We start from the raw sequence: 13754 nt of genomic DNA, 5'->3' as shown, positions 1-13754 counted from the left end.
GGGTGCTTCATGCCTCCGTGCTCAGGAAGACGTTCTTGGTCTCGGTGAAGGCGGTGAGGGCGTCGGGCCCCAGCTCGCGCCCGACGCCGGACTGTTTGAACCCGCCGAACGGGGTCCAGTAGCGCACCGCCGAGTGCGAGTTGACGGAGAGGTTGCCCGCCCGGACGGCCCGGGACACGCGCAGGGCGCGCCCCACGTCACGGGTCCAGAGCGAGCCGGCGAGGCCGTAGTCGGTGGCGTTGGCGAGCCGCACGGCGTCCGCCTCGTCCTCGAAGGGCAGCACGACGGCGACGGGCCCGAAGACCTCCTCGGTGGCGACGGGCGCGTCCGCCGGGACGCCGGTGAGCACGGTCGGCGGGAACCAGAACCCGGGCCCGTCGGGCGCGCTCCCCCGGATCGCGGCGGCCCCCTCGGGGACGTAACCGCGTACGCGTTCGAGCTGGGTACGGGAGATGAGCGGGCCCATCCGGGTCTTCTCGTCGGCGGGGTCGCCGACGGTGTACGCGGCGAGGGCCGGGGCGAGGTGTTCCAGGAAGCGGTCGTACGCGGAGCGCTGGACGAGGATGCGGGTGCGGGCGCAGCAGTCCTGGCCGGCGTTGTCCAGGAAGGAGTCGGGCGCGGCGGCCGCGGCGGCCTCGATGTCGGCGTCGGCGAAGACGATGTTGGGGCTCTTGCCGCCGAGTTCCAGGGTGACGCGCTTGAGGCGGTCGGCGCACTTGGCCATGATCCGCTTGCCGGTGCGGGTGGAGCCGGTGAACACGATCTTGGCGACGTCCGGGTGTTCGACGAGGGCGTTGCCGGCCTCGTCCCCCGCGCCGGGCAGGACCTGGAAGAGGTGGTCGGGCAGGCCCGCCTCCAGGGCGATCTCCGCGAGGCGGAGGGCGGTGAGCGGGGTGGTCTCGGCGGGTTTCAGGATCACCGCGTTCCCGGCGGCGAGGGCGGGGGCGGTGCCCCAGGCCGCGATGGGCATCGGGAAGTTCCAGGGGGCGATGACGCCGACGACGCCCAGGGGTTCGAGGATCGTGAGGTCGATGCCGCCGGGGACGGGGATCTGCCGTCCGGTGAGCCGTTCCACTCCCCCGGCCGCGTAGTCGAGCAGGTCGCGGACGTTGCCCGCCTCCCAGCGGGCGTTGCCGAGGGTGTGGCCGGCCTCCCGGACCTCCAGCCGGGCCAGTTCCTCGGTGCGGGCGTCGACGGCCGCGGCGAACCGGCGCAGCAGCCGGGCCCGGTCGGAGGGGGCGAGCGCGGCCCAGGTGCGCTGGGCGGCGGTGGCCCGGACGACGGCGGTGTGGACGGCCGGGGCCGGGGTGGCGGGGACGGTGGCGACGACCTCTTCGGTCGCCGGGTTCAGGACGTGGTGCTCGTGAATCACATGGTCCTCACAGGCGTTCGAAGGAGCGGCGCAGTTCCCAGTCGGTCACGGCCGCGTCGAAGGCGTCGAGTTCGACGCGGGCCATGGTGCGGTAGTGGGCCACGACGTCCTCGCCGAACGCCTCGCGGGCGATCCCGCTCTCCTCCCAGAGCGCGGCGGCCTCGCGCAGGGTGGCCGGGACGTGGTCGTACGCGGCGGTGTAGGCGTTGCCCTCGCAGGGTTCGGGGAGTCCGAGCTCGTGCTCGATGCCGTACAGGCCGGCGGCGACGAGGCCGGCGACGGCCAGATACGGGTTGACGTCGCCGCCGGGGAGCCGGTTCTCGAAGCGCAGCGAGGCGCCGTGGCCGACGACGCGCAGGGCGCAGGTGCGGTTGTCGTGGCCCCAGGCGACGGCGGTCGGGGCGAAGGAGCCGGGGCGCAGCCGCTTGTACGAGTTGATGTTCGGCGCGAAGAGGAGGGAGAGGTCGCGCAGGGCGGCGAGCTGGCCAGCCAGGAAGTGCCGCATCACGGGTGACATGGCGCCGTCCGGACCGGCCATGACGGAGCGTCCGGGGTCGGTGGTGGAGCGCAGCGAGAGGTGGATGTGGCAGGAGTTGCCCTCGCGTTCGTTGAACTTGGCCATGAAGGTGAGTGCCATGCCCTCCTGGGCTGCGATCTCCTTGGCGCCGGTCTTGTAGACGGCGTGCTGGTCGCAGGTGACCAGGGCCTCGTCGTAGCGGAACACGATCTCGTGCTGGCCCGGGTTGCACTCGCCCTTGGCGGACTCGACGGCGAGGCCCGCGCCCGCCATCTCGTTGCGGATGCGGCGCAGCAGGGGTTCGACGCGGCCGGTCCCGAGGACGGAGTAGTCGACGTTGTACTGGTTGACCGGGGTCAGCTCGCGGTAGCCCCGGTCCCACGCCTGCTCGTAGGTGTCCTTGAAGACGATGAACTCCAGCTCGGTGCCGACGTGGGCGGTGTAGCCGTGGTCGGCGAGGCGTTCGAGCTGGCGGCGCAGGATCTGCCGGGGCGCGGCGGTGACGGGCGCGCCGTCGGCCCAGGCGAGGTCGGCGAGGACCAGGGCGGTGCCGTCGTGCCAGGGCACCCGGCGCAGGGTGGCGAGGTCGGGGCGCATGGCGAAGTCGCCGTAGCCGTTGTCCCAGGAGGACATGGCGTAGCCGTCGACGGTGTTCATGTCGGTGTCGACGGCGAGGAGGTAGGCGCAGCCCTCGGTGCCGTGGCGGACGACCTCGTCGAGGAAGAAGGGGGCGGCGAAGCGTTTGCCCTGGAGCCGCCCCTGCATGTCGGGAAAGGCCAGGACGACGGTGTCGATCTCCCCGCTGTGCACGAGGCGGCGCAGGTCTCCGAGGGCGAGCGGGGGTGTTCGGTCGGACACGGATGGGTCCTCTCCTCGCGGGCCGGGCAGGCGCGTCCCAATCTATGAGCAGGGCGGTGGTTGTGGGTACGGTGCCGGGGTGTTCCGCGCGCCGTACGAGGGAGGGCACCGGTGAACCGTCCGCTGGTCGGGATCAGCACCTACCTGGTGGATTCGGCGCGCTGGGGCGTATGGGACCTGCCGGCGGCGCTGCTGCCCTCCGGGTACGCCCGGATGGTGCGGGAGGCGGGCGGCCTGGCCGTGCTGCTGCCGCCGGACGCGCCCGAGGCCGCGGCGGAGGCCGTGGCCAGGCTGGACGCGGTCGTGGTGGCGGGCGGTCCCGATGTGGACCCGGCGCGGTACGGTGCGGGGCGCGATCCGCGGACCGGGCCGCCGGCGCCGGAGCGGGACTCCTGGGAGGCGGCGCTGATCGGCGCGGCCCTGGAGTCGGGGACGCCGTTGCTCGGGGTGTGCCGCGGGATGCAGCTGCTGAACGTGGTGTGCGGGGGCACCCTGACCCAGCATCTGGACGGCCACGTAGGCGCGGTGGGCGTGTTCGGTGCGCACCCGGTGACGCCGGTCCCGGGCACCCTCTACGCGTCGCTGGCGCCGGAGGTGTGCGCCGTCCCCACGTACCACCACCAGGCCGTGGACCGGATCGGCAACGGCCTGGTGGCGTCGGCGCACGCGGCGGACGGCACCGTGGAGGCGGTCGAACTCCCCGGCGGCCACTGGGTCCTGGGGGTGCAGTGGCATCCGGAGATGGGCGAGGACTTCCGCGTGGTGCGGGGGCTGGTGGAGGCGGTAGGGGCCTGAGCCCCCGGCCTCAGAGCCTTTGGCGCAGCCAGGTCAGAGCGGCGGTGCCCTGGGCGGCCTGGAAGGCCCGGAGCGTCGGCAGGCCGGGCGGGTCGGGGCGCAGCGCGTGCTCCGCGAAGTACCCGGCGACGGCGGCGAGTACGGCGGTGACGGCGTCGGGGTCGGCGTCCCGGCCGAGCGGGTGGGCGGTGAACAGGGCCTCGGGGTCCGGGCCGCGCCCTCCGGTGGCGTACCCCTGCGCCGCCACGCACGGGAGCATCACCAGCAGGTCGAACCAGGGCGCGGCGCGCACCGCGTGCGGCCAGTCCACGAAGACGGCCCGGTCCCCGGTGAGCAGGATGTTGTCGGCGCGCAGGTCGCTGTGGGCGAGGGTGTCCCCGGCGGCGGCCTCGGGCCAGCGGGCCTCCAGCTCCGCGAGGGCGGCGAGATGGCCGGCGGCCCAGGGGTCGAGGCGGGCGTCGCCACCGGCGGCGTGCAGGGTGCGCCAGCCGTCGAACATCGAGGACTTGCCCCAGGCGGCCGAGGCCACGTCGTCCGGGGCCGGGGTGAGGACGCGGGAGAGGTCGCCGACGGCCGTCAGGACCCGGTGCAGTTCGGCCCGGTCCCAGGGCACCCGGGGCTGGTGGCCGTCGATGTCCTCCAGCACGAGGGCGACGCAGGTGCCGTCGTCGTAGGAGCCGAGCAGCCGGGGCACGGGCGCGTCCGCCGGCAGCGACGCCGTGACACGGGCCTCGGCGCGGTGCATGTCGGGGCTGTCCGGGTTCACCTCGGCGCTCACCGCCTTGACGAAGGCCCAGCCGCCGTTCGCGAGCCGGACCCGGGCGGCGACTCCGGGCGAGAAGCCGCCGTTCTGGGTGCGGGCCTCGGTGACCGGTGCACCGAGGATGTCCTCGACGGCCGCGCGCACGGCGGCGGGCAGGGCGGACCAGGGGTGGCGGACGCCCTGCGCGGGCGGCGCGGTGGCGGTCATCGGCGTGCCTCCCCCGGTCCGGTCCAGGTGAGAGGCATCGGCCCGGTGGGGTCTCCGTAACCCAGCGAGCGGTACAGGCCCGCGCCCTCGGGTGTCGCGGTCAGGTTGATCCGGGAGCACCCGGCCTCGACCAGGTGGTCGTGGACGGCCCGGAAGGTCAGGCGGGCGTAGCCCTTCCGCCGGTGGTCCGGGTCGGTGGCGACCGAGGCGATGTGCCCGACGTACGGGGCGCGGCCCGGCCGGGGCAGGGACCGCGTGTACTGGCCCACCGAGCTGGACAGCAGCCGGTCCCCCGCATCGATCACATAGGCGACGAAGTGCGGGTCGGTGCCGAGCCGTTCGCGGAAGTGCGCCTCGCACACCGGGGTCCAGTCGGGCTCCGGAACGAGGCCCATGGAGGCGAACATGACCAGGCGCAGCCGGGTGACCTCGGCGGCGTCGTCCGCGCCGGCCCGTCGCAGGTGCGGCGGTGTGCTCATGGGGCGTCCTTTCGGTGGGTGCCGTGCCCCGACAGGGTGTCGTGCCCGGCCCGGCACGTCGCCCCCTTTTTTTTCAGGGCTGGCCCTGTCAGACCAGGAGTCCGACGCCGGTCAGCAGCATCACAGCGGAGGTCGCGGCGTGGACTCCGTACGCGGTCGCCTTCGGCCCGCCGCTGCGCAGCACGACCAGCGCGTCCCCGGCGGGTATCAGGCCGAACACCAGGAGGTACCAACCGAGGAGCGACGAGCTCGCGACGGCCATCAGCACGAAGAGGAAAACACCGGGCCCGATCTCCCGCAGCCCCTTCACGCGCAGCCAGGACTGAAATCCGAGGTCCTCGACCGGTGCGCCGGGAATGCCGAATCCGACGGCGTCCCGCGGTCTGACGAAGGCGTTCGCGCCCATGAGGATGAGTCCCGCGCCGAGGAGACCGGCAACGACGGTGGCAAGCGTGGTGAGCATCGGCTGTCCTTGTCGTAAGAGAGTGTCGTGGTCGTCGGGTACGTGTGACGTGGCGTCAGGGGACGAGGACGATCCGCCCTCGGACGCCGCCCTCCGCCATCGTTCGGTAGGCGTCGGCAGCCTTGTCGAGCGGCACGACGGTGTGGACGCGCGTCGGCAGCTGCCCCGCCGCCACCCGTTCCAGCAGACCGGCGAGCAGCGGGCCGTCGGGGCGGGCGAAGATCACCTCGACGGTGATGCCGCGTTCCTCGGGGAGCCTGGCAGCGGGCTGCACGCCCACGAAGCGGCCGCCGTCGCGCACCGCCCCGAGGGCCGGCTCCTGGAGGGCTCCGGCGTCGAGGACGGCGTCCCACCCCCGGCCGGGTTCGGTGGTGAAGCCGACGTGCAGGCCGCGGACGAACGGCTCGTCGACCGCCCGCGCCAGTCCGGTCACCTGCCAGCCGCGTTCCTGGGCGAGCACGGCGGCGTACGCGCCCACTGCACCGGCCGCACCGGTCACCAGCAGCCGCCGGGCGTCGCTCGGCGCCTCGCCGACGAGGTGAACCGCCTGGGCGGCGGCGGTGGCGTTGAGCGGCACCGTGGCCGCCGCGACGAGGTCGACTCCGTCCGGTACAGCGGCGACGTCTGCGGCGGGGACGACAAGGTGCTCGGCATGGGAGCCGTGGTCGCGGTCGAAACCGTCGAGGAAGCCGGCGACCCGGCTGCCGGCCCGCAGCTCGACGTCCGGCCCGGCGGCCTCTACGGTGCCGGCGAAGTCCCAGCCGAGACCTGTCCAGTCGGGCTGGTGGACCATGCCCAGCCGGTGGAAGACGCCTGAGGCCACGCCCAGGTCGACCGGGTTGACGGCCGCAGCGGCGATTCTCACGCGGATCTCCCCGGCCCTCGGCTCGGCCACCGGCGCCTCGACGGTCTCGATGGACGCGGGACCGGACGGAACACGAACCACGACTCGCCGCGAGTTCAGCTGATTCATCGTCAACTCCTCATTGCTGCAGGGTTCATATGGGGTCTTGCTATCCCTGCTCCGGGAAACCAGCATGGAAGAACCCGGTTACCACTGGGAAGTAGGCACCTTGAAGTAAGTAAGTCACCGAACCGAGGAGATGACTGCCCCATGGCGACCAGCACCGCGTCCGAGCGACGAGCCGAGGCCAAGCGGGAGTACGACGCGTTTCTCGCGCTCTGTCCCAGCCGCCGGCTCCTGGAGCGGATTTCCGACAAGTGGGTCGCCCTCGTGCTCGCCGCGCTCGGCGGGGACGGCCCGCGCCCCGGGAAGACCACCGTCGAAGAGGCGCGGCCCCTGCGCTTCTCGGAGTTGTCGCGCCTGATCTCGGGCGTGAGCCAGAAGATGCTGACGCAGACGCTGCGCTCGCTGGAGCGTGACGGCATGGTGACCAGGACGGTGACCGCCACCGTGCCGGTGACCGTCAGCTATGAGCTGACCGGCCTCGGCCGCTCGCTCCAGTCCGTCATGCAGGACATCAAGAAGTGGGCGGAGAGCAACATGGAGGAGGTCCTGAGCCACCGCGACGCCTACGACGCCCGGCCCGGGGCTACCGCTTAGGGCGCTTCCCCGGAAGGCTCGGACCGGGTCAGTGCGAGCAGGTCGCGGGCCGGGCCGGTCGGGCGGTGGCCCGAGGGCCAGACGGCGCGCAGCTGGCGGCGCAGCCGGGCCCCGGCGATCGGGACCTTGACCAGGCGGCGGGCGGACAGCTCCTCGCCGAGCGCGAGCTCGCTCAGGACGCAGGGACCGGCGCCGCTCTCCGCCGCGCCCTTGACCGCGGTCGTCGAGGAGAGTTCCAGCAGCGGCGGGGCCAGGGGGCCGTGGACGGCCAGCGCGGCGTCCAGGACCTGGCGGGTGCCTGAGCCGTGCTCGCGGAGGATCAGCGGGGTGGCGGCCAGTTCGCCCGGGGTCAGCGGGGTGCGGCGGCGGGCCCACGGATGGGCGGGGGCGACCACGACGACGAGGCGGTCGTGGGCGATGACCGTGCCGTCGAGCCCGGCCGGGACGGACAGGCCCTCCACGAAGCCCAGGTCCGCCTCGCCGCCCAGCAGCCGCTCGGCGACGACCGCGGAGTTCCCGGCGAGCAGCGAGACGGCGGTGCCGGGGCGTTCGGCGCGCAGGGCGATGAGCCAGCCGGGGAGCAGGTATTCGGCGATGGTCATGGAGGCGGCGACCCGCAGCCGGGAGTCGCGGCGGTCGCGCAGCGCCTGGGCGCCCGCGTCGAACACCTCGGCGGCCTCCACGACCCGGCGCGCCCAGTCGGTGACCAGGGCGCCCGCGTCGGTGAGCCGGGAGCCACGGGGCGAGCGGTCGAGGAGGGCGAGGCCGAGCTGCCGTTCCATCGAGCGGACCCGGCTGCTGGCGGCGGGCTGGGTGATGCCGACGTCCCGGGCAGCCCGGCCGAGGCTGCCGTGCCGGGCGACGGCGAGGAGAAGTTCCAGCGCGCCCAGGTCGGGCACCCGGTGGGACAGGGGGGCGGGCGGTTCGCTGGGCATAAGCCCAGTTTATGACCTCATAGGGCCGTGCTCCCTGGTGGGGTACTCCCGCGCCGCAGAAGATCGTGGCATGGCCATCTATCTGCGGACCCGCACCTCTCCCCCGTACTCCGGCACCCTCCGGGGGCCCGCGCTGCGGCACTTCGGCCCCAACTGGTACGCCACGGTGATGGGCACCGCGATCGTCGCGAGCGCCGGTGCGGCGCTTCCCGTGCACGTGCCCGGGCTGCGCGGCGCGTGCATCGTGGTGTGGCTGTTCTCGGCGCTGCTGCTCGTCGCCGTGCTGGCCGCCCGCGCCGGGCACTGGGCGGCCCACCGCGACCAGGCGCGCGCCCATCTCGCGGACCAGGCCGTCGCCCCGTTCTACGGCTGTCTCTCGATGGCGCTGCTGGCCGTCGGGGGCTCCGGCATGACCGTGGGCAGGGACCTCGTCGGGCACCGGGCGGCGCTCGCGCTGGACGTGGTGCTGTACACGGCGGGCACGGTGACCGGTCTGGTCGCGGCCGTGGCGGTCCCGTATCTCATGATCGTGCGCCACCGGCCGGAGCCGGGCACCGCGTCCCCGGTGTGGCTGCTGCCGGTGGTGGCGCCGATGGTGTCGGCCGCGCTCGGCCCGCTGCTCGTGGCGGAGCTGCCCCCGGGCCAGGGGCGCGAGGCGCTGCTGCTGGGCTGCTATGCGATGTTCGGGCTGAGCCTGCTGGCGACGCTGGCCATGCTCCCGCTGGTCTTCGGCCGCCTGGTGCACGGGGGCCCGCTGCCGCTCGCCCTGACGCCCACCCTGTTCCTGGTGCTCGGCCCGCTGGGCCAGTCGACCACCGCGGTGAACGCGCTGGCCGATGTGGCGCCGGGTGCGATCGGAAGCCCGTACGCCTCGGCGCTGCGGGCCTTCGCGGTGCTGTACGGGGTGCCGGTGATGGGCTTCGCCCTGATGTGGCTGGCCCTGGCCGTGGCGCTGGTGGTGCGGGCGGCTCGGGGCGGGATGACGTTCTCGATGACCTGGTGGGGCTTCACGTTCCCCGTCGGCACCTGTGTGACGGGCGCGGCGGGCCTGGCCCGGCACACCGGCCTGACCGCGTTCACCTGGCTGGCCGTCGCGCTGTACGTGCTGCTGGTGTCGGCGTGGGCCGTGGCCGGGGCGCGTACGGTGCGCGGGCTGCTCAGCGGGGCGCTGCTCTCGGCGCCGCAGCGGCCCGCCCCGGTGGCGGCCCGTACCGCCTGAGCACGCTTTCGACGGCCCCCGGACGCCCTCAGCGCCGGGGGTCGGACGTCGCGTCGATGTGTTCGGCGACCGCGACGCACAGCAGCCGGGTGCCGGGGAGGGTGGCCCGCCAGCGGTGGCGGACCCCGCCGGACAGGAAGAGCGTGTCGCCCTGGACCAGCCGGTAGGCCCGGCCCTCGGCCTCCACTTCGGCGGCACCCTCGGCGACGTACAGGAGCTCGTCGTTGCGGTGCTGGAACTCGCGCCCGAGGTCGAGCTCCCCGGTGAATTCCAGGGCGCTGAGCTGGTGGCGTCCGCGGACCACCCGGTGCACCCCGTCCTCGTGGGCGGCGCGCACGACGTCGACAGCGCGCGCGGAGTCCGCGGCGGCGCGCAGCCGGGCCGTGGTGGTCTCCAGCGCCTCGGCGACCCGGTCGAGCGACCGGGCGCTGGGTCTCGCACGCTCGTTCTCGATCTGGCTGAGGAACGGTACGGAGAGGCCGCTGCGCGACGCGACGGCGGCCAGGGTGAGTCCCAGGGCCCTGCGCTGTCGGCGGACGGCGGCGCCCACTCGGAGTGTTTCCTTCTCGTCCATGTCCGGCTCCCTCCCGAAACGCCATCCTTCCGGTTGTGGGCCCGTCGCGCACACTGTTACGCCAGGACGGCCCGGAAAGTGAGCACACCGGAACGCGGAAGGGGTGGGCCGCGCCGTCGGCGCGACCCACCCCTTCACGGGCTGCGGCCCTGGTGAGGGCCGGTGACGGCTCCTACTGGGGGGCCATCTTGTCCGCGATGCCCGGGTTCTTCTCCAGCCAGGCCTTCACGGCGTCCTCTTCGTGCCCTGTACCGAGCTTCTGGATCTGGTTCTCCAGGCCGGCGAGCTGCTCCTCGCTCAGCTTGAAGTCCTTGAACCACTTCGTCAGCTGCGGGTAGTTCTCCGGGAACTCCTTGGAGGCGATGGTGTGCAGCCGGTCGCCCTCACCGAACGCCTTCTTCGGGTCCTTGAGCTTGGTCATCCCGTACTCGCTGTACGCCCAGTGCGGGGTCCACAGCAGAACGGCGATGGGCTCCTTCTTGGCGTACGCGCGCTTCAGCTCGGCGAGCATGCCGGGCGTCGAGGAGTCGACCACCTTGTACTCGTCGTCCAGGCCGTAGGCCGGGAGCACGTTCTTCTTCAGGTTCTCCATCGTGGCGGTGCCGGGCTCGATGCCCACGATGCGGCCCTTGAACTTCGAGCTCTTGCCCTTGAGGTCGGCCAGGGACTTCACGTCCTTGACGTAGTCGGGCACCGCGACCTCGATGGAGGTGGGGCCGTACCAGGAGCCGATGTCCGTCAGCTTGGAGCCGTACTTGTCCCAGTAGTTCTTCTGGGTGAAGGGGAGCCAGCCGTCGAACTGCACGTCGATCTGGCCGCGCGACATCGCGGTGTACATCGGACCGACCTCGAACTGCTTGAGGTTGATCTTGTAGCCGCGCTCCTCCAGGACGGCCTTCCACAGGTACGTGGCGGCGATGTCCTCCTCCCAGGGGAACCAGGCCATCTCGACCGGGCGGTCGCGCTCGTCCTTGCCGTTCGCGCCCTTGGCCGGGGCGGACTTCTCGACCGGGGTCCACTTGTCGGCGACGTCCGGGTTGGCCTTCAGCCAGGTGCGGACCGCCTCCTGCTCCTTGCCGGAGCCGCTCTTCTGGATCTGGGCCTCAAGGCTGGTGAGCTGGTCCTCGCTCATCTTGAAGTCCTTGAGCCACTTGCCGACCTCGGGGTTGTCCCCGGCGAAGCCCTTGCGGGTCAGCGTGTGGATGCCGTCGCCCTTGCCCCAGAGGTTCTTGGGGTCCTTGAGCTTGGTCAGCTCGAACTGGTTGTACGCCCAGTGCGGCGACCACAGCGGGACGACGATCGGTTCCTTCTTGGCGTACGCGCGCTTCAGCTCGGCCAGCATGGACGGCGTGGAGCCGTCGACGACCTTGTACTCCTTGTCCAGGCCGTAGCCCGGCAGGATCTTGTCCTTGAGCAGGCCCATCTCACCGGCGCTGGGCTCGATGCCGACGATCCGGCCCTTGAAGTCGGACGCCTTGCCCTTGAGGTCGGTCAGGGACTTCACGTCCTTGACGTACGTGGGAACGGCCAGCTCCAGCGAGGTGGGGCCGTACCAGGAGCCCATGTCCTCCAGGCGGTCCTTGTACTTCTTCCAGTACGAGGCGTGGGTGACCGGCAGCCAGGAGTCGGTCTCGAAGTCGATCTGACCGCTCGCCATGCCGGTGTAGAGCGCGCCGGCCTCGTACTGCTTGACGTCGACCTCGAAGCCGCGCCGCTCCAGCAGCTCCTTCCACAGGAAGGTGGAGGCGATGCCCTCGTCCCACGGGATGTAGCCCATGCTGATCTTCTTGCCGGCGCCGATGTTCTTCGTGTCGGAGGCCGCGACGGCCTCGTCGTCGGAGGAGCCGAAGATCCCCATGCCGCCGGCGACGAGCGCCAGGGCGACGACGCCCGCGACGGCGACGACGGGCTGCGGGCGGTGGTGCCAGATCTTCAGGCCGCCGGCCATCGACTGGGCCTTGGCGAGCGCGCGGCGGGCGAGCGGGGAGACCTCGCGGCCCAGGGCGCTGGTCATCCGGTCCAGGTACATGGCCAGGATGACGATCGAGACACCGGCCTCGAAGCCCAGGCCGACGTCGACGTTGCCGATGGCCCGGTAGACGGAGCCGCCGAGGCCGCCGCCGCCGACCATGCCGGCGATGACCACCATGGACAGGCCCAGCATGATGACCTGGTTGATGCCCGCCATGATCGTGGGCAGCGCCAGCGGCAGCTGGACGCGCAGCAGGGTGTTGCGGGAGGTCGTGCCGAACGCCTCGGCCGCCTCGACCAGCTCGCCGTCGACCTGGCGGATGCCGAGTTCGGTCATCCGGACGCCCGGGGGCAGCGCGAAGATGATGGTGGCGATGATGCCGGGAACGACACCGACACCGAAGAAGATGACGCCGGGGATCAGGTAGACCATGGCGGGCATGGTCTGCATGAAGTCCAGGACCGGCCGGGTCACCGCGCTCACCGTCTTGGACCGGGAGGCCCAGATGCCGAGCGGCACGGCCAGCACCAGCGTCACGATCGTCGCGACGAGCACCAGGGTGAGCGTGTCCATCGCCTCGTCCCACAATTCGACCGAGTCGATGAGGGCGAAGCCGACGAAGGCGAGAACACCGGCGAGCAGACCGCGCAGCCACCAGGCGATGACGGCGACGATGCCCGCGAAGAGCAGGGGTGCCGGAGCGGAGAGCACGGCGGCGATGCCGTCGAACATGCCGCTCACGACGGAGCTGATGAAGTCGAAGAGCCAGGAGAGGTGGTTCTGGAGCCAGTCGACCGCGGAGTCGACCCAGTCGCCGAGATGGAGCCTAAACACCGGCCACCTTCTTCAGCGAGGTCGCGGCGTCCTGGGGAGCCTGGGCAGGGGTCATCGGCTCACCGAGCACGGCGAGCAGCCGCTCGCGGGGCACGACGCCGACGAGCTTGCCCTTGTCGTCGGTCACGGCGACCGCGACCCGGCTCTGCGAGCAGGGCGTGAACAGCTCGATGATCGGCGTGGACTCGGTGACGGTGGCAGGGGTCGCCCGGAGCACGTCGTCGGTGTTCCGGATCTCCTTGCCCTGGTCGCAGACGGTGCCGATGACCGTGTCCGTCTCGGCCATGATCGCGCCGGCGGTCAGCACCCGGGCACGGTCCACGTCCTGGGTGAAGGAGGCGACGTAGTCGTTGGCCGGGGTGACGAGGATGTCCTCGGCGGTGCCGAGCTGGACTATCTCGCCGTCGCGCATCACGGCGATGCGGTCGCCGAGGCGCATGGCCTCGTTGAGGTCGTGGGTGATGAAGACGATGGTCTTCTTCAGCCGCTTCTGGAGCTCCAGGAGCTGGTCCTGCATGTCCCGGCGGATCAGCGGGTCGAGCGCGCTGAAGGATTCGTCCATCAGGAGCAGGTCGGCGTCGGTGGCGAGCGCGCGGGCGAGGCCCACGCGCTGCTGCATGCCGCCGGACAGCTCGTCGGGCCAGGACTTCTCCCAGCCGGCCAGGCCGGTCAGCTCCAGGGCATCGGTGGCGCGGCGGTTCCGCTCGGCGCGCGGGACGCCCTGCACCTCCAGGCCGTACGCGGCGTTCTCCAGGACGCTCCGGTGGGGGAAGAGCGCGAAGTGCTGGAACACCATGCTGATCTTGGTGGAGCGCACGTGGCGGAGCTCGGCGGGGCTCAGGGCGGTCAGGTCCTGGCCGTCGAAGAGCACCTGGCCGGAGGTGGGCTCCAGCAGGCCGTTGAGCATCCGCAGGAGCGTGGACTTGCCCGAGCCGGACAGCCCCATCACGACGAAGATCTGGCCCGGTTCGACGGTGAACGAGGCGTCGATCACCGCTGCGGTGGTTCCGTCGGCGCGCAGCGCGTCGCGGCCTGTGCCGTTCCGCAGCATCTGCACGGCTTGATCGGGTCGTCTGCCGAACACTTTGTACAAGTGCTCGGCTTGCAGCCTGGACACATACACCTCACGCGTTGAACCGAGAACGGTCTGCCTCCCCCGCCGGCAGACCGTGGAGCGGCGCGGCTTCTGTCCGCATGGCACA

The 13754-nt window shown here is 72.2% G+C and carries 13 protein-coding genes; 3 read left to right on the top strand and 10 right to left on the bottom strand.

The annotated features are described in order from the left end of the window. Positions 1 to 7 precede the first annotated feature (7 nt). Together ACZ6C6_RS23330 and ACZ6C6_RS23325 are read right to left on the bottom strand one after the other, a co-directional pair. Positions 8 to 1372, bottom strand: a complete 1365-nt coding sequence (locus ACZ6C6_RS23330) for an aldehyde dehydrogenase family protein (protein ID WP_469205197.1) — start codon at positions 1370 to 1372, stop codon at positions 8 to 10. 7 nt (positions 1373 to 1379) lie between these two features. Continuing rightward, the gene (locus tag ACZ6C6_RS23325; RefSeq protein ID WP_469205196.1) at positions 1380 to 2747 is read right to left on the bottom strand and encodes a glutamine synthetase family protein; all 1368 of its coding nucleotides are present in this window, start codon (positions 2745 to 2747) and stop codon (positions 1380 to 1382) included. 111 nt (positions 2748 to 2858) lie between these two features. Between ACZ6C6_RS23325 and ACZ6C6_RS23320 the strand changes: the two genes are divergently transcribed. Then, positions 2859 to 3542, top strand: coding sequence for a gamma-glutamyl-gamma-aminobutyrate hydrolase family protein (locus ACZ6C6_RS23320; RefSeq protein WP_469205195.1), 684 nt, complete (start codon positions 2859 to 2861; stop codon positions 3540 to 3542). 10 nt (positions 3543 to 3552) lie between these two features. On the opposite strand, the gene ACZ6C6_RS23315 is transcribed toward ACZ6C6_RS23320, so the two are convergent. The 4 genes from ACZ6C6_RS23315 to ACZ6C6_RS23300 all read right to left on the bottom strand — a co-directional run bounded on the left by ACZ6C6_RS23315 (position 3553) and on the right by ACZ6C6_RS23300 (position 6427). Further along, a complete protein-coding gene (locus ACZ6C6_RS23315; RefSeq protein ID WP_469205194.1) occupies positions 3553 to 4512 on the bottom strand; it encodes an aminoglycoside phosphotransferase family protein in 960 nt (319 codons plus the stop codon). Further along, positions 4509 to 4991: a GNAT family N-acetyltransferase gene (locus ACZ6C6_RS23310; RefSeq protein WP_469205193.1), complete on the bottom strand. Its 483-nt coding sequence runs from the start codon at positions 4989 to 4991 to the stop codon at positions 4509 to 4511. The genes ACZ6C6_RS23315 and ACZ6C6_RS23310 overlap by 4 nt, the downstream gene beginning before the upstream one ends. 88 nt (positions 4992 to 5079) lie before the next feature. Continuing rightward, positions 5080 to 5454, bottom strand: a complete 375-nt coding sequence (locus tag ACZ6C6_RS23305; RefSeq protein ID WP_469205192.1) for a DUF4267 domain-containing protein — start codon at positions 5452 to 5454, stop codon at positions 5080 to 5082. Between the two features lie 55 nt (positions 5455 to 5509). Next, on the bottom strand, positions 5510 to 6427 hold the full coding sequence (locus ACZ6C6_RS23300) for a zinc-binding dehydrogenase (protein ID WP_469205191.1): 918 nt from the start codon (positions 6425 to 6427) through the stop codon (positions 5510 to 5512). 141 nt (positions 6428 to 6568) lie between these two features. On the opposite strand from ACZ6C6_RS23300, the gene ACZ6C6_RS23295 reads away from it, so the two are divergent. Beyond that, positions 6569 to 7018, top strand: a complete 450-nt coding sequence (locus tag ACZ6C6_RS23295; protein ID WP_469205190.1) for a winged helix-turn-helix transcriptional regulator — start codon at positions 6569 to 6571, stop codon at positions 7016 to 7018. Here ACZ6C6_RS23295 and ACZ6C6_RS23290 read toward each other — a convergent pair. Continuing rightward, positions 7015 to 7953 carry a LysR family transcriptional regulator gene (locus ACZ6C6_RS23290; protein ID WP_469205189.1) on the bottom strand — a complete coding sequence of 313 codons (939 nt, stop codon included), beginning with the start codon at positions 7951 to 7953 and terminating at the stop codon, positions 7015 to 7017. The two genes, ACZ6C6_RS23295 and ACZ6C6_RS23290, sit on opposite strands and share 4 nt — an antisense overlap. A gap of 70 nt (positions 7954 to 8023) precedes the next feature. Between ACZ6C6_RS23290 and ACZ6C6_RS23285 the strand changes: the two genes are divergently transcribed. Further along, positions 8024 to 9172, top strand: a complete 1149-nt coding sequence (locus ACZ6C6_RS23285; RefSeq protein ID WP_469205188.1) for a TDT family transporter — start codon at positions 8024 to 8026, stop codon at positions 9170 to 9172. 28 nt (positions 9173 to 9200) lie between these two features. Here ACZ6C6_RS23285 and ACZ6C6_RS23280 read toward each other — a convergent pair whose 3' ends face one another. From ACZ6C6_RS23280 to ACZ6C6_RS23270, 3 genes are all read right to left on the bottom strand, one after another. Beyond that, complete coding sequence (locus ACZ6C6_RS23280) at positions 9201 to 9746, bottom strand: helix-turn-helix domain-containing protein (protein WP_469205187.1); 546 nt, start codon at positions 9744 to 9746, stop codon at positions 9201 to 9203. A 172-nt stretch (positions 9747 to 9918) separates the two neighbouring features. Continuing rightward, the gene (locus ACZ6C6_RS23275; RefSeq protein WP_469205186.1) at positions 9919 to 12552 is read right to left on the bottom strand and encodes an ABC transporter permease/substrate binding protein; all 2634 of its coding nucleotides are present in this window, start codon (positions 12550 to 12552) and stop codon (positions 9919 to 9921) included. Next, complete coding sequence (locus tag ACZ6C6_RS23270) at positions 12545 to 13609, bottom strand: quaternary amine ABC transporter ATP-binding protein (RefSeq protein WP_469205185.1); 1065 nt, start codon at positions 13607 to 13609, stop codon at positions 12545 to 12547. Before ACZ6C6_RS23270 ends, ACZ6C6_RS23275 begins: the two co-directional genes overlap by 8 nt. Between the last annotated feature and the right edge of the window lie 145 nt (positions 13610 to 13754).

Source organism: Streptomyces sp. NPDC041814 (assembly GCF_055590565.1).
The sequence above is the reverse complement of the archived record's forward strand: the minus strand, read 5'-3'. Positions and strand labels throughout refer to the sequence as shown.